The sequence below is a fragment of the Serratia marcescens genome (assembly GCF_006715005.1).
Taxonomy (GTDB): domain Bacteria; phylum Pseudomonadota; class Gammaproteobacteria; order Enterobacterales; family Enterobacteriaceae; genus Serratia; species Serratia montpellierensis.
In genome coordinates this window covers 3,980,902-3,997,186 of record NZ_VFMJ01000001.1, presented here as the reverse complement: position 1 = coordinate 3,997,186, position 16,285 = coordinate 3,980,902, and the positions used below count along the sequence as shown (strand labels likewise).

Here is a 16,285-nt window from a genome sequence, read left to right as displayed (position 1 = left end):
TTAGGATGCGATCCGGGCGGCGAGAATCATCGCCGCCCCGTAAGGTGATTAATTTTTCATGACGTAGCCGTAAGCGCGGTTCCAGCCGTCCTCATCCTGTTGGATATAAACACCCTGCAATTCCGGCGCGAACCCCGGCAATAAGTTGATGCCTTCTTCCAGTGCCAGGAAATAACGCTGCGCGGCGCCGCCCCAAATTTCACCGGGCACGACGCACAGCACGCCCGGCGGGTAAGGCAGGGCGCCTTCGGCGGCGATGCGGCCCTCGGCTTTGGCCAGCGAGACCAATTCCACATTGCCGCGCACGAACTCGGTATTGGCGTCCTGCGGATTCATCACCACGCGCGGGAAATAACTTTTGCGGAACATCTCTTTTTGCAGCTCTTTAACGTCGTAGCTGACGTAAAGGTCGTGCATTTCCTGGCACAGCTGGCGGATGGTGTAGTTTTTGTAGCGCTGCTGGTGGTTTTTATAGACCGCAGGCAGCACCTCGCTGAGCAGGGAGTTCTGCTCGATGTGCTTCTCGAAGCGGGCGATCAGGGCCACCAGATGCTGCATCTTGGCGATGTCTTCCGCCGGCGTCAGCAGGAACAGGATCGAGTTGAGATCGCATTTTTCCGGCACGATGCCGTTTTCGCGCAGATAGTTGGCCAAAATGGTCGCCGGGATGCCGAACTCGCTGTAGCTGCCGGTGGCGGTATCGATGCCCGGCGTGGTGAGCAGCAGTTTGCACGGATCGACGAAGTACTGCGATTCGGCATAGCCCTCAAAGGCGTGCCATTTCTCGCCGGGCACGAAGTTGAAGAAGCGCAGATCGTTGGCCATCGCCGCGGTGTCATAGGCCTGCCACGGTTTGCCGTCGATCTGATCCGGCACGAACGGTTTGATCATCGTGCAGGTGTCCAGCAGCATTTTGCGCGCTTCGATGCCCACGCGCACGCACTCCTGCCACAGGCGCTGGCCGCTTTTGCCTTCGTGCATCTTGGCGTTGACGTCCAGCGCGGCGAACAGCGGATAGAACGGGCTGGTGGAGGCGTGCAGCATAAAGGCGTTGTTGAAGCGCTTATGGTTGCAGTAGCGGCTCTGTCCCTTGATGTGCTTGTCTTTTTTGTGGATCTGCGAGGTTTGCGAGAAGCCAGCCTGCTGTTTGTGCACCGACTGGGTGACGATGATGCCGGGATCGTTCTCGTTCAGCTCCAGCAGCAGCGGCGAGCAGTCTTTCATCATCGGAATGAATTGCTCATAGCCCACCCAGGCGGAGTCGAACAGGATGTAGTCGCACAGGTGGCCAATCTTGTCGACCACCTGGCGGGCGTTGTAGATGGTGCCGTCGTAGGTGCCGAGCTGGATGATCGCCAGGCGGAACGGGCGGGCTTCGTTGGCGCGTTCCGGCGCCACTTCGCGGATCTGCTGGCGCAGGTAGCGTTCGTCGAAGCAGTGCGCGTCGATGCCGCCGATAAAGCCGAACGGGTTGCGGGCGGTTTCCAGATACACCGGCGTGGCGCCGGCCTGGATCAACGCGCCGTGGTGGTTGGATTTATGGTTGTTGCGGTCGAACAGCACCAGGTCGCCGCGCGTCAGCAGGGCGTTGGTCGCCACCTTGTTCGAGGCTGAGGTGCCGTTGAGCACGAAGTAGGTCTTGTCGGCGTTGAACACCTTGGCGGCGTGCTGCTGCGCGGCGCAAGGCGCGCCTTCGTGGATCAACAGATCGCCCAGTTTGACGTCGGCGTTGCACATGTCGGAGCGGAAAAGCGTTTCGCCGTAGAAGTCGAAGAACTGGCGGCCCGCCGGGTGTTTGCGGAAGAACTCGCCGCCCTGGTGGCCGGGGCAGGCGAAGGTGGCGTTGCCCATTTCCACGTACTGCGTCAGCGTGTTGAAGAACGGCGGCAGCAGCTCGCTCTCATATTTGGCGGCGGCGGCCTCCAGCTGTTTGCCGTAGAACTGGGTATTCTTGCCGCACAGTTCAAACACGCCGTGCAGCGCCGGCAGTACGGCGTTATCCAGCTCTTCTTCGCAGCAGACGGCGACGAACAGCGGGATGTTCAGGCCGTGTTCTTCGATGCGCGCCAACATACCTTGCGCGACGTCGTCTACCGACAGCACGATGGCGGCGACGTCATTGAAATCGCTGTGATGCACATCAACGATGTCGCGTTCAGTTTCAAAGCAGCCGAGGGTTTGGGTGTTGGCGGCAATTTTTAATTTTTTCATTTTTCTCATTCTTCAGGCAAAGGCAGTCCGCCGGCAAATAATTCCATTTGCCGTTAACGCCTTCACGAAAATAAAGGTGTGCGAGAACCCAGCGATGCCGAAAGGCATTAACTGTGTTCGCTGTTTTATTTAGCTTGGATGCGCTTGGCCGAAATTAAGAATGAATTGCGTGTCCTTCCCGGTTAGCGAGAAAGAGACATTATCACCGGCGTGCGGAGAATAAGTAAAAACGCAATGACACTCTTATCAACGGCGTAAGAGCGAGGGGGGAGGGTTATCTGTAGTTGAAGAATGCGAAGCTAAAGCAGCTGCGATGAGCCATCATCATAATATGGGTTGTGCGCCTGATGTGCGCCATTTTTCGGTTATTGTTTTCCATTTTCTAATCCACCTTGCTGAGTGAAAAGATGGCGCTATTTTAGCGCAAGATTCGCTAAAAATCGTGATGACAATCACATAAATGCCGGTTTTGATAAATAACTATTCACCGGTTATGCAATGTATTGCATAAGTATCATCCGGACCCAGAGGTTGGCATGTAAATGAATTGCTAATGCTCGCGGCCCTTAAGCGCTTAATTTCAATGGCGCTCGGAAAGGAATAAAAAAAGCGGTCAAATAACCGGCTACATAACGATCAAATAAATCCGCCTTGTGTTTTTTATGTTATCAATCTGCTTTATGCAAAAGTAAATAAAAATTCATTATTGTTGTGTTTATATTCATGTGTGATTTTTGGTGATTATCGTTATTTGTGACTCGCTTCAACAACGCAGGGTAAGATGAGGCGAGTGAACAGGGAGGCGAGCAACCTTGAATACCCCAGAACAACGGCAGCAGATTGCGAATTTCATCGGCAAACAACACGTCTTGACGCTGTGCGCCGGCGACGGCCTCGACATGTGGTGCGCCAACTGTTTTTACGTGTTCGACGCCGCGACGATGGCGCTGTGGCTGATGACCGAACCGCACACCCGCCACGGCGGGCTGATGCTGAACAACGGCCGGGTGGTCGGCACCATCGCGCCGAAGCCGAAAAGCATCGCGCTGATCCGCGGCGTGCAGTATCGCGCCGAGGCGGTGCTGCTGAGCGGTGAAGAGGCCGAGGCGGCGCGTGCGCGTTACTGCAAGCGCTTCCCGATCGCCAGGGCGATGAAGGCCTCGGTTTGGCGGCTGGATCTGCACGAGGTGAAGATGACCGACAACACCCTCGGCTTCGGCAAGAAGCTGCACTGGGCGCGGTCTATACTTTAAGTCGACGTATCGATTACAACGGGAGATTGCATGGCGCGAGCACTGTTAGTCGGCGCAACCGGGCTGGTGGGGCGCGAGTTGTTGCAGCTGTTGCAAAGCGATCCGCAGATAACGGCCATCGTGGCGCCGACGCGCACGCCGTTGCCACCGCACGGCAAGCTGACCAATCCGGTCGGCGATGCGCTGTTCGAACTGCTGAGTAGCCTGCAGCAGCCGGTCGATCTGGTGTTCTGCTGCCTGGGCACCACCCGCCGGGCGGCGGGTAGCGCCGATGCCTTCCGCTACGTCGATTATCAACTGGTGGTGGAGAGCGCGCTGACCGGCCGCCGCTTGGGGGCGCAGCACTGTCTGGTGGTAAGCGCATTGGGCGCCAACGCGGATTCCACCTTCCTGTATAACCGCACCAAAGGCGAGATGGAGCAGGCGCTGCGCGAACAGCACTGGCCGCGCCTGACGCTGGTGCGGCCTTCCATGCTGGTGGGGGATCGCCCCGCGCCGCGCCTGATGGAGCGCCTCACGCTGCCGCTGTTCAGGCTGCTGCCCGGCAAATGGCGCGCCGTCTCCGCCAAAGACGTGGCGCAAACGCTGCTGCAGCAGGCGTTCACGCCGGGCGAAGGGGTCAGGGTGCTGGAGTCGGATCGGCTGCACTGCTACCGAGGCTGACGCTGAGGTGATCGAACGCCAGCTCCAGCCCTGCGGGCAGTTCATTGTCCAGCAGCCACCGATCGAGATGATGGCTGATGTGCGTCAGCAGCGTGCGTTTGGGCTGCAGCAACCGCTGCGTCTCCTGCGCGCGGGTCAGGTCGTTGTGGTTGCGCGGCGCCTGCGGCTGAGGCGGCAGGCTGCAATCGAGCACCAGCAGATCCAACACCACGTTCTGCAGATAGTCGGCGGTGGCCGACGGCAGGCCGACGGTGTCGGTCAGGTAGGCCAGCGCAGCGCCCGCCGCCTGGATCAGATAACCGTGGGTCAGCTTGGAGTGTTGCAGCGGCAGCGGGGTGATGCGCATGCCGCCGAGCTCGATGGTGGCGAAGGGCGCCAGCGGCGGCTGAAACGCCAGAATGCCGGGGTGTTTGAACAGATCGTCGCAGCCCTGTTCATCCGGCGGGCCATACACCGGAATAGAATTTCCGCACCCCCAACGCAAAGGAAATAACCCCTGAACGTGATCCATGTGGTAATGTGTCAGTAAAAAACGTTGAATTTGCCCCGCCGAAAACCGCCGCTCCAAAGCCGGCAATCCCGCATCCAATAAGGTCGTTTCTCCCTGATAGTTAAGCATGGCGCTGCACGCTCGCCGCCGAAATGCCGGCTCGCGCCGCGCCCGTTGGCAGCTCAGGCAGTCGCAGCCGAACACCGGCACCTGCTGCGCGCCGCCGGTGCCGAGAAAGGTCAGTTGCATCGCTCCCCTCCGTTAAAGGTACTTCTGCGCAAAGCGGTTGATGTCGCGAAAATCCGCCAGCCGCGCCTGCAGCGTGGCGTGATCCCAGTGCCACCACTGGCTGCGTTCGATACGCTCGATCAGCGCGTCGTCAAAGCGCATGCCGATCTTTTTGGCCGCCACGCCGGCGACGATGCTGTAGGGCTCCACGTCCTTGGTGACCACCGCCGCGCTGCCGATCACCGCGCCGTTGCCGACGCTGACGCCCGGCATCAGAATGGCGTTATGGCCGATCCACACGTCGTGGCCGACGGTGACGTGGTGCTCGCGCCGCCAGTCGAAGAACGCCGCGTCGTCTTCCCCCAGCCCGTATTCGGAAGCGCGGTAGGTGAAGTGGTGTTGCGCGATGCGCTGGTAGGTCGGGTGGTTGCCGGGATTGATGCGCGCATAGGAGGCGATGGAGACGAACTTGCCGATGGTGGCGTAAAAAATCTGGTTGTGCCCGGCGGTGTAGGAGTAGTCCCCCATCTCCACCTCTTCCAGGATCGCATCGTCGGCCAGGTGCACATACTGGCCGAGCCGGGTGCGGTTAAGGGTCACGTTGTCGCCGATTTTCGGCTGGGCAAAGTCGTTCATGGCGTCGCATCCTGAGCTTGTCGGGTAGGGGTGGGCAGCAGCGCCAGCAGCGCCGCCAGGGTGTCGTCGAGTGGGCCGTCGTTGTGCAGCACCCGGCAGCCGGCGGGCAGACTCTGCTGATATTCCGCCGCCCGCGCCAGCCGCTGCTCGATCTGTTCGGCGCTTTCTCGCCCCCGATCCTGCAGGCGCCGGCGCAGGACCGCGGCGTTGACCTGCAGGCATACCGGCAGCAGCTGCGCACCATAGCGCTGCTGCGCCTGCGGCAGGTGGGCGCGCGAACCGTTGACCGCCACGTCGATCCCCTGCAGCAGCCAAAGATCCACTTCGATCCCGAACGCGTAGTGCTGCTGGTGGGCCTGCCAGTCGAGCGCGAACAGCCCCTTGGCGCGGCGGCGCAGAAATTCCGGTTCGCTCAGCGCGATGTGATTCTCGCAGCCGGCGTCCGCCGGCCGGGTGATGTAACGGTGCGCCACCAGCGGCGCGCGGTCGGCGTCGGCCCGCAGTGCGGCCAGCAGGCTGTCCTTGCCTGCGCCGGAAGGCCCCATCAGGTAGATGAGCCGCGCCATCAGAACACCTGCCTACCCTGGCGCCACACGTTCTGCACATAAACGTGCTCGCCGTGCGGCCGCGCCAGCACCAGATCCGCCCGCAGCCCTTCGGCGAGGGTGCCGCGATCCTGCAGATCCAGCGCCCGCGCCGGGTTGCGGGTGATCATGCGCACCGCCTGGGGCAGATCGTAGGCGTTGCGTTCGTCCGCCGCGAGGCGAAACGCCGCGTCCAGCAGGCTGGCCGGGTAATAATCGGAAGAGAGAATATCCAGCACGCCCAGCGCCGCCAGGTGGTGCGCCGCCACGTTGCCGGAGTGGGAACCGCCGCGCACGATGTTCGGCGCGCCCATCAGCACCTGCAGGCCCTGCTGGTGCGAGGCGCGGGCGGCCGCCTCGGTGGTGGGGAACTCGGCGATCGCGCTGCCCAGCGCGCAGGATTCGGCCACGCGCGCGGCAGTGGGCGGCGATCGCCTCGCGGTTCGGCGCGGCCCAGCGGGCGGACAGGGCGACCTGCTGCTCCTCGTACTCGCTCATCTGCTGGTCGTTGAGGTGGTACTTGCCCTGATAATATTCGCGGTACTTTTCGCGCGAGGCGAACTGGCGCTGGCCCGGTGAATGGTCCATCAGCGACACCAGCGACACGCCCGGCTTGTCCATCAGCTGTTCGAACAGCGGCAGCGTGCTCTCGTGCGGCAGCTCGCAGCGCAGGTGCAGCCGGTGCTCGGCGCGGTTCACCCCGGCGCGCTGGCTGTGGATCACCGCGTCGATCATCTTCTGCAGGTTTTCAAGCCGGTGGCCGCCGTCGCGCACGTCGCCGATCGCCACCGCGTCCAGCACCGTGGTGATGCCGTTGGCCACCATCAGCGCGTCGTGGCTGCTCATCGCCGAATGGGCCGGCCAGTCGACGTTCGGGCGCGGGGTAAAGAACTTGTCCAGGTTGTCGGTATGCAGCTCGATCAGCCCCGGCAGCAGCCAGCCGCCGTCGCCGTCCAGTGCCTGCGGCAGCCGGCTCGGGCCGTCGGCGAAGCTGCGGATCACGCCGTCCTGCATCTCCAGCGAGCCTTGCACTACCTGGTCATCCAGCACCAGCTTAACGTTATTGACGATCATCAGAGGGCCTCCAGCGCCTGCGGCGCCTGCATGTCATACAGCCGGTCGGCGACCTGTTGGCGGACGCCTTCATCGTGGAAAATGCCGACGATCGCTGCGCCGCGCGCCTTGGCGCGTTCGATAAGCTGCACCACCGCCGCGCTGTTGCGGCTGTCGAGCGAGGCGGTCGGTTCGTCCAGCAACAGAATGGGGTAATCGACGATAAAGCCGCGTGCGATGTTCACCCGCTGCTGCTCGCCGCCGGAGAAGGTGGACGGCGCCAGCGGCCACAGGCGCTGCGGCACGTTGAGCGCAGCGAGCAGCGCTTCGGCGCGTTCACGGCACTCGGCGCGTTCGACGCCCTGTTCCAGCAGCGGTTGCATCACCACCTCCAGCGCGCTGATGCGCGGGATCACCCGCAGGAACTGGCTGACCCAGCCCAGCGTATGGCGGCGCACCGCCAGAATCTGGCGCGCGTCGGCGCTGACCATGTCCAGCCAGTCGCCCTGGTGGTGGATCCAGATATGGCCGCTGTCCGGCAGGTAGTTGGCGTACAGCGAGCGCAGCAGGGTGGATTTGCCGCTGCCGGAGTGGCCGTGCAGCACCACGCATTCGCCGCCGTGGACCGTCAGGTTGGCGTCGTGCAGCACCGGCAGGCGGGTGCCGTACTGCTGGTGCAGCACAAAGGTTTTACTGAGATGTTCAACTCGGATTTGCATAGTCATCTGTTATCGCCTTGGGTTACGACAGCACCGAAGAAACCAGCAGCTGGGTGTAAGGATGGTGCGGATCGTCCAGTACTCGGTCGGTCAGGCCGCTCTCCACCACTTCGCCCTGTTTCATCACCAGCAGACGGTGGGCCAGCAGCCGCGCCACGCCGAGATCGTGGGTGACGATCACCGCCGCCAGCTGCATCTCCACCACCAGGTTGCGCAGCAGATCGAGCAGGCGCGCCTGCACCGACACGTCCAGCCCGCCGGTCGGCTCATCCATAAACACCAGCTTGGGGTGGGTGACCAGGTTGCGGGCGATCTGCAGCCGCTGCTGCATGCCGCCGGAGAAGGTGGTCGGCAGATCGTCGAGGCGCGACAGCGGGATTTCGACGTCTTCCAGCCACTGGCCGGCCTGGCGGCGAATGTCGCCATAGTGGCGCTGGCCGATGGCCATCAGCCGCTCGCCGATGTTGCCGCCGGCGGAGACCTGCGGCCGCAGCCCGTCGAGCGGGTGTTGGTGCACCACGCCCCAGTCGGTGCGCAGCAGGCGGCGGCGATCGCTCTCCGCCATGGCGTACAGATCCTGTTCCTGGCCCGCCTGCGGGCGGTAAAGGATCTGCCCGCGCTGCGGCGCCAGCCGCGCCGAGATCGATTTCAGCAGCGTGGTTTTGCCGGAGCCGGATTCGCCGACGATGCCCAGCACTTCACCGGGGTAGATGTCGAACGACACGTCGCTGAAGCCCTTGCCGGGGGCGTACAGGTGGGTGAGCCGGTTCACCGACAGCAGCGGGGTGGTGCTCAAAGGGGTGGAAGTCATCAGTGCTGCGCCTCTTGCGAAGATTGCGCCAGCTGCTGCCGGCAGTAGTCGGTGTCCGAACAGACGAACATGCGGTTGCCCCGATCGTCGAGCACCACTTCGTCGAGATAGCTGTGGCGCGAGCCGCACAGCGCGCAGGGTTCGTCCCACTGCTGCACGCTGAACGGATGGTCGTCGAAGTCCAGGCTCTCTACCTTGGTGAACGGCGGCAGGGCGTAGATGCGTTTCTCGCGCCCGGCGCCGAACAGCTGCAGCGCCGGCATCATGTGCATTTTCGGGTTGTCGAATTTCGGGATTGGCGACGGATCCATCACGTAGCGATCGTTGACCTTCACCGGGTAGGCGTAGGTGGTGGCGATATGGCCGTAGCGCGCGATGTCTTCATACAGCTTCACCTGCATCACGCCGTACTCCTCCAGCGCGTGCATCTTGCGGGTCTCGGTTTCGCGCGGTTCGATAAAGCGCAGCGGCTCCGGGATCGGCACCTGATAGATCAGGATCTGGTCTTCGCGCAGCGCGGTTTCCGGAATGCGGTGACGGGTTTGAATCAGCGTAGCCTCCGGCGTGCGTTCGGTGGTTTCCACCCCGGCGACGCGCTGGAAGAAGCGGCGGATCGACACCGCATTGGTGGTGTCGTCGGCGCCCTGGTCGATCACCTTCAGCACGTCGGCGCGGCCGATAACGCTGGCGGTGAGCTGAATGCCGCCGGTGCCCCAGCCGTAGGGCATCGGCATCTCGCGGCCGCCGAACGGCACCTGATAGCCGGGGATCGCCACCGCCTTCAGGATAGCGCGGCGGATCATGCGCTTGGTCTGCTCGTCCAGATAGCCGAGGTTATAGCCGGTCAATACTTCACTCATCGCGGGCCTCCTGACGCTCGCTGTATTCCTGTCGCAGCCGCTTGAGCAGCTCCAGTTCGGCCTGGAAGTCGACGTAGTGCGGCAGCTTGAGATGGGAGACGAAGCCGGCGGCCTCGACGTTGTCGGCGTGGGCCAGCACGAACTCTTCGTCCTGCGCCGGGCCGGCGACGCCTTCGCCGTAGTCGGGGCTCTGCAATGCGCGGTCCACCAGCGCCATCGCCATCGCCTTGCGTTCGGCGCGGCCGAACACCAGCCCGTAACCGCGGGTGAAGTGCGGCGGGTGGTCCTTTGGATCGACGAAGCCGTTGACCATTTCGCACTCGGTCAGCAGGATTTCGCCGATATCGATGGCGAAGCCGAGCTCTTCAGGCACGATCTCCACCGAAACGTGGCCGGTGCGGATCTCGCCGGCGAACGGGTGGTTGCGGCCGTAGCCGCGCTGGGTGGCGTAGCCGAGCGCCAGCAGAAAACCTTCATCGCCGCGCACCAGCTGCTGCAGGCGCGCCGAGCGCGAGCAGGGGTAAACCGGCGGGTTGCGGGTAATGTCGTCCGGCGCGCTGCCGTCGTCCTGTTCCTCCCGCGCCAGCTGCTGGCGACACAATAGATCGAACACGTGGCTGCAGTTGTCCGGCAGCGGTTCGTCGGCCTGCGGCGCACGTGGCGCTTCGCCCTCCGCCAGCAGCGCGAAGTCCAGCAGCCGATGGGTGTAGTCGTAGGTTGGCCCCAGCACCTGCCCGCCGGGCAAGTCCTTGTAAACCGCCGAGATGCGCCGCTCCAGCCGCATGTTTTCGCTGGCCAGCGGCTCGCTGACCGCCAGGCGCGGCAGGGTGGTGCGGTAGGCGCGCAGCAGGAAGATCGCCTCCACCAAATCGCCGCTGGCCTGTTTGATGGCCAGCGCCGCCAGCTCGCGATCGTAGATGCCGCCTTCGGTCATCACCCGATCCACCGCCAGCCCCAGCTGCTGTTCGATGTGTTCCGCGCCGATCGCCGGCAGCGCGTCGTCGCCGCGCCGCAGCTGTTCCTGCAGCTGATGGGCGGCCTCAATGGCTTTTTCGCCCCCTTTTACCGCTACGTACATCAGCACACCTCCACGCGGGTGGTCCGCGGGATCGCCAGCAGGCGATCGCCGCAGGTCAGCAAAATATCCAGCCCCAGCGGGAAGCGCTGCGGACGGTTGACCAAGTAATCGAGCAGCGCCGGCGGCAGGCGCGGCGCAATCAGGCGTTGGCTCTCGATGCCGGGGCCGGTCAGGCGCAGCGCGGCGCCGTTCTCCAGCTCAGCAAGCTGCACCACCACCGTGGCGCCGCATTCCGGCGAGATTTCCGTGCCTTGCGGTAAGGCCTGCAGATCGGCGGCCTGCAGCTGCTCATCGAACAGGGCAAAACAGACCTCCTGCGCCGCGGTGGCCAGCGGCGCGCCGCTGTGAAAACGAATGTTTGTTAGCACTTGCTCACTTTTAAGCGCCGCGCACAGCTGCAGCGGCGTTTCCTGATCGGCCAACGTCAGCAGCGCGGCGGTGCTGGCGGCGTTCAGCGGCGCCCAGGCCGGGCCGGCCGGCAGCGTCACCCGGTGGCCCGGTTCGCTCAAGGCTTTAAGAATCAAACGAAAAGCGTGCTGCGATTGGTCTATCGGTTGTTCAAAACCGGTCAATAAACTCATGGCTTAATCCCCTCGCACCAGCGTAAAGAAGTCCACCCGGCTGGCGGCGATCGCCCGGGCGCGCAGCTGGCGCTGTTCGTGCTGCAGCGCGGCCAGCGGCGCGATCAGCTGTTGTTGCAGGCGTTCGCCGTGTTCCGGCTGTTGCAGCAGCGCATCGGCCAGCGCGCACAGCTCGGCGTGCGCCTTGTCGCGCCCGGCGATATAGCTGTAGCCGTAGCCGCCGTTGTCCAGCTGCACCACCGCGCGGGTGACCGTCATGTCCCCCAGCACGAAGCGGCGGCCGGTGGCGCCCATGCGCCCATGCAGCTGCGCCAGGCCGATCTCCGGCGCGCGGATGCTGCGGTAACCCGGGCTGAGGTTCAGCGCCTGCCAGTGGCTGCGCAGCTGCTCGGGCCGGCTGTGCGCCAGCACCGACATCCAGCGTTGTCTCGACTCTAAGGCTTGCATTCAGTGCTCCATCGTCAGTTCAATCATGTCGGCACGGGCCAGGCTGACGGAGTATTCCGCCACGTCTTCGCCGCCGCTGCGGACGTTAAGGGTGCGCACGCACAGCAGCGGCGCGTGGGTGGCGATCTCCAGCAGCCGGCTCTCTTTGGCCTGCGCGCGGCGCGCGCTGATGCGCGTCTGGCGGCGGGTCAGCGGCTGCTGCAGGTGCTGTTCGATAAACTGGTGCAGCGAACCGCTGTGGAACTGCTGCAGCGCCGGCCACCAGTCCAGATCGGGCAGATAGTGGTCGATGACGCTCATCGGCACGCCGTTGACCCGGCGCAGGGTGCGCAGGTGGATCACCATTTCGCCTTCTTCACGCGAGAGTGCGCTGGCGACATGCCCATTGCACGGGCGCAAGACAGCGAGTAAGCGCTCACTGGTGGGATGGCTGCCCTGCTCGAACAGGTTCTGGCTGAAGCGGGTATTGGCGTGCAGCGGGTAGTCGTAAGGCCGCATCAGCACCAGAATGCCGACGCCGTGGCGGCGCTGCAGCCAGCCGCGCTCCACCAGCTGATCCACCGCGCGGCGCAGGGTGTGGCGATTGACCTGATAACGCTCGGCCAGCTGCTGTTCCGAAGGCAGGTAGTCGCCGCAGCGGTATTGCGTGCGCAGCTCCTGTTCCAGCTGCGCGGCGATCTGCTGATAGCGCGTGGGGTAAGTGGTCGGATGTCTAGATAACTCCATCATAATAAAAACCTCGTCATACCGATGGCTGTGCGATGAAGGCGGAAGCGGTGCGTTTCATCGTGCGTCTACCCTGTGGTTTTCAAGTTGGCATCATGGTGCCGGGCGCAGATGACAATCGCGTTACGCGTCGGTGGCGAACAGATGAACTATTTAGGACAGCCCGGGCGTGCACGGGCGGCGACGGCGCGCTATGCTGGCGCCTCTGTTGACTGACTCTGGCCGCTACTATGCCGCAACCTCTGAACGCCCCTGAACCCGCCCCACGCGCCTGGCCGCTGTGGAAACCGATCCTGTTTCTGCTGGTGGTGGCCGTCGGCCTCTACTACGTCAAATGGCAGCCTTACTACGGCAAGGCGTTCGTGGCGGCGGACAGCCACTCGATCGGCAAATCGATCTTGGCCGACGGCGCCGCGAGCCCCTGGCTGGCAGCCTGGCAGTATGCGCTGGTCTACTTCACCGCGGTATGGAAGGCGGCGCTGCTCGGGGTGCTGTTAGGTTCGCTGGTGCAGGTGCTGATCCCGCGCGACTGGCTGGCGCGCACGCTCGGCCACCGGCGTTTTTCCGGCACCGTGCTGGGGGCGCTGATCGCGCTGCCGGGCATGATGTGCACCTGCTGCGCCGCGCCGGTTGCCGCCGGCATGCGCCGCCAGTCGGTGTCCAGCGGCGCTGCGCTGGCCTTTTGGCTCGCCAACCCGGTATTGAACCCGGCGACGTTGGTGTTCATGGGGTTTGTGCTCGGTTGGCCGTTCGCCGCCATTCGCCTGGTGGCAGGTGTGGTGATGGTGCTGGGCATCGCCTGGCTGGTGCAGCGCGTGACCGCCAACGATCCGCAACCCGCTGCGCCGCAGCCTTTGGTGCTGACGGCGCAGAACGACGAGCAGCCGTTCCTCGCCCGTTGGGGGAAAGCGCTGTGGGCGCTGTTTTGGTCGACCATCCCGATCTACGTGCTGGCGGTGCTGGCGCTGGGCGCGGCGCGGGTCTGGCTGTTCCCGCACGCCGACGGCGCCGTCGACAATAGCCTGCTGTGGATCATCGGCCTGGCGATCGTCGGCTGCCTGTTCGTTATCCCCACCGCAGCAGAAATCCCGATCGTACAGACCATGATGCTGGCGGGCATGGGCGCGGGCCCGGCGCTGGCGCTGCTGATGACCCTGCCGGCGGTCAGCCTGCCTTCGCTGCTGATGCTCAACAAGGCCTTCTCCGCCCGGGCGCTGTGCCTGACGGCGGTGCTGGTGGCGTTGTGCGGCGCGGTGACCGGCGTGGTGGGAATGGGGTTGGTGTAACTTACCGTTGCTGATGAGTGGTTCGATGCTGTCTCAAGGAAGAGATCGCAATGGAGCAGCGGAATAAACCTGAAATGGACTTAGAGGCAATGTTGCAGGAGCAAGCGTTGCGTGAAAGGGTGGATGCCGCCCTTGAACGTTTGAGAAACGGCACCGCGGTTTATCTCAGCCATTCGGAGGTAGAAAAACGAATGGCTTTATTCAAGGTGAAAATCCGGGAGCGCTATCGAGGATGATGTTGAGCTGTGCTAGCTCACAGCTGGACTTACAGTGTCTAAGGTCGCCGCTGGTCGGCTTTGAGCGAGAAGCCGACATTAACACTTAGAAGACGGTTATCTCGTTATGACCTTGATTTCTCTCCATTGGATTTCAAATCCTTGCTAGAACAGAAAGTGAACATCATGGCATGCAAGCCATTTTGGGTCTGTCGAAATCAATTAGTTAAATTCATAACACTAAGTTACAGCTGGCGGTCTTGGAGAAAAAATGGCGGAAGTCTTAAATAATCATTACCGTTATATGTACATTTTAGAGTCGAAAATGAATGAGTGGACTTGATATAGGGCTCCGAAGGTAAAAGTGGCCAACGGGCCCTCTATTTGCTATTTTTTTTCTGCTAACTGATCGGGTCGAATAATATATAGCTCCGGAGACTGGTCGGGAGTGTTTTCAGGAGGCATCAGCATAACCCATGGACGGCCTATAAATTTACCGTCTTCAAAAAACATGCCTACTTCGTCGCGCCAAAAACGTTTCGTCGCTAACACAGCTCCAGGCCAAATTGATCCAATGATTTCTTTAAGTGAGGGAGTCATATTGCTCACAAGGTTAATTAATCGATTAGCATGATGGGTAGCACTTTCAGGACCTATACTTTTAGCTGTTAACATCACCATTGCAAATAACCGTTCTGTGCGCCTTCCCATTTTGACATCTAGCTTAAGCGTCAACCCATCTGGAAGTTGAGCTTCTAAGGTTCTAATATCTATATCCACTTCAAAAACGGATTCATCAACACTTTCCAACATTTGTAAGTAAGTCATGCTTCGATCGAGTAAGTAACTGGGTGACGGTATATTATCGTAATATTCTAAAATCTGTACTGCAGGCGCTCTATCATATGACTTTGTATAGACCAGTGGTCTTGCTAATGCAGCGGCTAAATGAATTGCTCGAGCGGGTTCAAACTCATCAATACCCATTTTTTTTAGCTGATGACGAATATTTTCTGCTTCTACAAAAAATATTTCTGCTTCAGGATGAAAAGGGATATACTTTCCATCTTCGATTTTGACGCTTCTTTGTTGCTCTTTTTCATTATGACACAAATAAGGATGTAGCCATCCCAGAACAGTTTTCCCTCCCAAGCTTTCAAACCAGTCCGGTTGAGGAACAAGGTCTTGACGTATTAACTCAAGTTGTTCGTCATTAACAGCTACAAAAAGGGATTGATTAACGGCCTCCCGTTCGGAATGCTCATAAATTTCAATGGATTGATTGCTTCCAGTAACATAAGGCCATCGAAGTTCGTACATCAAGAATGCATCATGATTTTCTGAAAACCAACCGGCCCACTCAACTTCAGCAACTGAAATATTTTCAGGGAATTGCCAGTCCTCTCCCATTTCAGGAAGAAGCCATTCCTTCTCAGTCTTTATCTCTCCATTAAAATTTATGATATAACTCTCTGGCTCAATTCCTCCTATCCAAATATTGTCGTCCTCATTTTTAGATTTTGGGTTAATCAAAGCGGATTTACCAAATCTAACAGTCACTCCGGTGTAACTTCCCTTTAATGTTTGCAATACATCCTGTTTCATATTAGCAATAGCAATAGGTAGTTCTGTCAGAGATAGTCTACGCTCTCCGCTAATCGAATTAGCCGACAAATCACCAACGCCTCCAGACTTAATTGATGGTCGGAATGGTTCAAATAATTCACGTGATCCCCAAAAGTTAGCAACACCTTCATATTGAGTTGTATTTAATTTTACAGTGCTATCGTCACTTATATTCCGAATGATGAAGGGAATAAGTAAGCGCTGGGTAATCATTCCCAAGGTAGAACCATGTAGCCACATGCGCGATAGTAGCGGACTTTCTTCAACATATTGCAACATTAAATCGCCGTCAATATAGTCCAGAGAATAATCAGGGAAATTATCTATGTATTCACGCTTTCCCTGTGGGGAAATGCGACCATTCGTAAAAAATAAAGCAGACTTAACTCCAAACTTTGCCAAAGCTATAACAATTTCATCTGTTTCACGTGAGCTAACAGACTTTGAGTCATCAGAGTGGTGTTTACATTGGGTTAAATGTTGTATTCCTTCAGGGGTTATTGAAAGAATATCTCTTCTGCCATCACCAGGGCCATCAAGAATACGAACCTTAGTATGACCAAGAGACCATTTAAGAATATCTGCAGCAAGGACAGGGAGCGAATTAGGGTTTAAAGACCCGCTTAGTTTATATCGAGAATCAATTTCAGTCATTTATCTAATCCTATAAAAATCATTGTAATGATTCACTTTGCTTAGTTATATCATATATTAATAATCTATTCTCGATAGAAATTCTAACTATGATTTTACAGTATAATTAATAGTGATACTAAAATATATAGTTTTACTTTTTAACCAACTTAGTGCTCAGGTAA

General features: G+C 59.9%; 17 protein-coding genes and 1 pseudogene. 4 read left to right on the top strand and 14 right to left on the bottom strand.

Going from position 1 to position 16,285, the window contains the following annotated elements; genetic code table 11:
- Positions 1-48: 48 nt before the first annotated feature.
- Positions 49-2,211 (bottom strand): ornithine decarboxylase SpeF, encoded by a 2,163-nt coding sequence (speF, locus tag FHU12_RS19430; RefSeq protein WP_122004259.1) that lies wholly within the window; start codon positions 2,209-2,211, stop codon positions 49-51.
- Between the two features lie 274 nt (positions 2,212-2,485).
- Complete coding sequence (gene speFL / locus FHU12_RS19425; protein WP_004933443.1) at positions 2,486-2,590, bottom strand: leader peptide SpeFL; 105 nt, start codon at positions 2,588-2,590, stop codon at positions 2,486-2,488.
- Between the two features lie 433 nt (positions 2,591-3,023).
- Here speFL and FHU12_RS19420 point away from each other — a divergent pair, with 433 nt between their 5' ends.
- Positions 3,024-3,464, top strand: coding sequence for a YhbP family protein (locus FHU12_RS19420; RefSeq protein ID WP_141971273.1), 441 nt, complete (start codon positions 3,024-3,026; stop codon positions 3,462-3,464).
- A gap of 30 nt (positions 3,465-3,494) precedes the next feature.
- Complete coding sequence (locus tag FHU12_RS19415) at positions 3,495-4,127, top strand: NAD(P)H-binding protein (RefSeq protein ID WP_033652768.1); 633 nt, start codon at positions 3,495-3,497, stop codon at positions 4,125-4,127.
- On the opposite strand, the gene phnP is transcribed toward FHU12_RS19415, so the two are convergent.
- From phnP to phnF, 11 genes and pseudogenes are all read right to left on the bottom strand, one after another.
- Positions 4,084-4,866, bottom strand: coding sequence for a phosphonate metabolism protein PhnP (phnP, locus tag FHU12_RS19410; protein WP_141971271.1), 783 nt, complete (start codon positions 4,864-4,866; stop codon positions 4,084-4,086). The two genes, FHU12_RS19415 and phnP, sit on opposite strands and share 44 nt — an antisense overlap.
- A 12-nt stretch (positions 4,867-4,878) precedes the next feature.
- Positions 4,879-5,481, bottom strand: coding sequence for a DapH/DapD/GlmU-related protein (locus tag FHU12_RS19405; RefSeq protein WP_015376431.1), 603 nt, complete (start codon positions 5,479-5,481; stop codon positions 4,879-4,881).
- A complete protein-coding gene (gene phnN, locus FHU12_RS19400) occupies positions 5,478-6,047 on the bottom strand; it encodes a ribose 1,5-bisphosphokinase (RefSeq protein ID WP_141971269.1) in 570 nt (189 codons plus the stop codon). The genes FHU12_RS19405 and phnN overlap by 4 nt, the downstream gene beginning before the upstream one ends.
- Positions 6,047-7,139 (bottom strand): annotated as a pseudogene (gene phnM, locus FHU12_RS19395) (alpha-D-ribose 1-methylphosphonate 5-triphosphate diphosphatase). Before phnM ends, phnN begins: the two are co-directional and overlap by 1 nt.
- Positions 7,139-7,843, bottom strand: a complete 705-nt coding sequence (gene phnL, locus FHU12_RS19390) for a phosphonate C-P lyase system protein PhnL (RefSeq protein ID WP_141971267.1) — start codon at positions 7,841-7,843, stop codon at positions 7,139-7,141. Before phnL ends, phnM begins: the two are co-directional and overlap by 1 nt.
- Before the next feature lie 16 nt (positions 7,844-7,859).
- Complete coding sequence (phnK, locus tag FHU12_RS19385) at positions 7,860-8,648, bottom strand: phosphonate C-P lyase system protein PhnK (protein WP_038879071.1); 789 nt, start codon at positions 8,646-8,648, stop codon at positions 7,860-7,862.
- Complete coding sequence (locus FHU12_RS19380; protein WP_004933420.1) at positions 8,648-9,508, bottom strand: alpha-D-ribose 1-methylphosphonate 5-phosphate C-P-lyase PhnJ; 861 nt, start codon at positions 9,506-9,508, stop codon at positions 8,648-8,650. Before FHU12_RS19380 ends, phnK begins: the two co-directional genes overlap by 1 nt.
- Positions 9,501-10,586, bottom strand: a complete 1,086-nt coding sequence (locus FHU12_RS19375; protein ID WP_141971265.1) for a carbon-phosphorus lyase complex subunit — start codon at positions 10,584-10,586, stop codon at positions 9,501-9,503. The genes FHU12_RS19380 and FHU12_RS19375 overlap by 8 nt, the downstream gene beginning before the upstream one ends.
- A complete protein-coding gene (gene phnH / locus FHU12_RS19370; RefSeq protein WP_141971263.1) occupies positions 10,586-11,167 on the bottom strand; it encodes a phosphonate C-P lyase system protein PhnH in 582 nt (193 codons plus the stop codon). The genes FHU12_RS19375 and phnH overlap by 1 nt, the downstream gene beginning before the upstream one ends.
- Positions 11,168-11,170: 3 nt before the next feature.
- A complete protein-coding gene (phnG, locus tag FHU12_RS19365; RefSeq protein ID WP_141971261.1) occupies positions 11,171-11,614 on the bottom strand; it encodes a phosphonate C-P lyase system protein PhnG in 444 nt (147 codons plus the stop codon).
- On the bottom strand, positions 11,615-12,343 hold the full coding sequence (phnF, locus tag FHU12_RS19360; RefSeq protein ID WP_015376439.1) for a phosphonate metabolism transcriptional regulator PhnF: 729 nt from the start codon (positions 12,341-12,343) through the stop codon (positions 11,615-11,617).
- A 227-nt stretch (positions 12,344-12,570) separates the two neighbouring features.
- Between phnF and FHU12_RS19355 the strand changes: the two genes are divergently transcribed.
- Together FHU12_RS19355 and FHU12_RS19350 are read left to right on the top strand one after the other, a co-directional pair.
- On the top strand, positions 12,571-13,626 hold the full coding sequence (locus tag FHU12_RS19355) for a permease (protein ID WP_141971259.1): 1,056 nt from the start codon (positions 12,571-12,573) through the stop codon (positions 13,624-13,626).
- A 50-nt stretch (positions 13,627-13,676) separates the two neighbouring features.
- The gene (locus FHU12_RS19350; protein ID WP_141971257.1) at positions 13,677-13,862 is read left to right on the top strand and encodes a hypothetical protein; all 186 of its coding nucleotides are present in this window, start codon (positions 13,677-13,679) and stop codon (positions 13,860-13,862) included.
- Between the two features lie 366 nt (positions 13,863-14,228).
- Here the strand turns inward: FHU12_RS19350 and FHU12_RS19345 are convergent, their stop codons facing one another.
- The gene (locus FHU12_RS19345; RefSeq protein WP_141971255.1) at positions 14,229-16,121 is read right to left on the bottom strand and encodes a restriction endonuclease; all 1,893 of its coding nucleotides are present in this window, start codon (positions 16,119-16,121) and stop codon (positions 14,229-14,231) included.
- Positions 16,122-16,285 lie beyond the last annotated feature (164 nt).

Excerpts from the sequence above, each read along its gene's own strand:
- phnL (WP_141971267.1), bottom strand. The coding sequence starts at position 7,843 with ATGACTATGCAAATCCGAGTTGAACATCTCAGTAAAACCTTTGTGCTG.
- phnF (WP_015376439.1), bottom strand. The coding sequence starts at position 12,343 with ATGATGGAGTTATCTAGACATCCGACCACTTACCCCACGCGCTATCAG.
- speF (WP_122004259.1), bottom strand. The coding sequence starts at position 2,211 with ATGAAAAAATTAAAAATTGCCGCCAACACCCAAACCCTCGGCTGCTTT.
- phnH (WP_141971263.1), bottom strand. The coding sequence starts at position 11,167 with ATGAGTTTATTGACCGGTTTTGAACAACCGATAGACCAATCGCAGCAC.
- FHU12_RS19405 (WP_015376431.1), bottom strand. The coding sequence starts at position 5,481 with ATGAACGACTTTGCCCAGCCGAAAATCGGCGACAACGTGACCCTTAAC.
- FHU12_RS19380 (WP_004933420.1), bottom strand. The coding sequence starts at position 9,508 with ATGAGTGAAGTATTGACCGGCTATAACCTCGGCTATCTGGACGAGCAG.
- FHU12_RS19350 (WP_141971257.1), top strand. The coding sequence starts at position 13,677 with ATGGAGCAGCGGAATAAACCTGAAATGGACTTAGAGGCAATGTTGCAG.
- FHU12_RS19345 (WP_141971255.1), bottom strand. The coding sequence starts at position 16,121 with ATGACTGAAATTGATTCTCGATATAAACTAAGCGGGTCTTTAAACCCT.
- FHU12_RS19375 (WP_141971265.1), bottom strand. The coding sequence starts at position 10,586 with ATGTACGTAGCGGTAAAAGGGGGCGAAAAAGCCATTGAGGCCGCCCAT.
- phnP (WP_141971271.1), bottom strand. The coding sequence starts at position 4,866 with ATGCAACTGACCTTTCTCGGCACCGGCGGCGCGCAGCAGGTGCCGGTG.
- FHU12_RS19415 (WP_033652768.1), top strand. The coding sequence starts at position 3,495 with ATGGCGCGAGCACTGTTAGTCGGCGCAACCGGGCTGGTGGGGCGCGAG.
- phnG (WP_141971261.1), bottom strand. The coding sequence starts at position 11,614 with ATGCAAGCCTTAGAGTCGAGACAACGCTGGATGTCGGTGCTGGCGCAC.
- phnK (WP_038879071.1), bottom strand. The coding sequence starts at position 8,648 with ATGACTTCCACCCCTTTGAGCACCACCCCGCTGCTGTCGGTGAACCGG.
- speFL (WP_004933443.1), bottom strand. The coding sequence starts at position 2,590 with ATGGAAAACAATAACCGAAAAATGGCGCACATCAGGCGCACAACCCAT.
- FHU12_RS19355 (WP_141971259.1), top strand. The coding sequence starts at position 12,571 with ATGCCGCAACCTCTGAACGCCCCTGAACCCGCCCCACGCGCCTGGCCG.
- phnN (WP_141971269.1), bottom strand. The coding sequence starts at position 6,047 with ATGGCGCGGCTCATCTACCTGATGGGGCCTTCCGGCGCAGGCAAGGAC.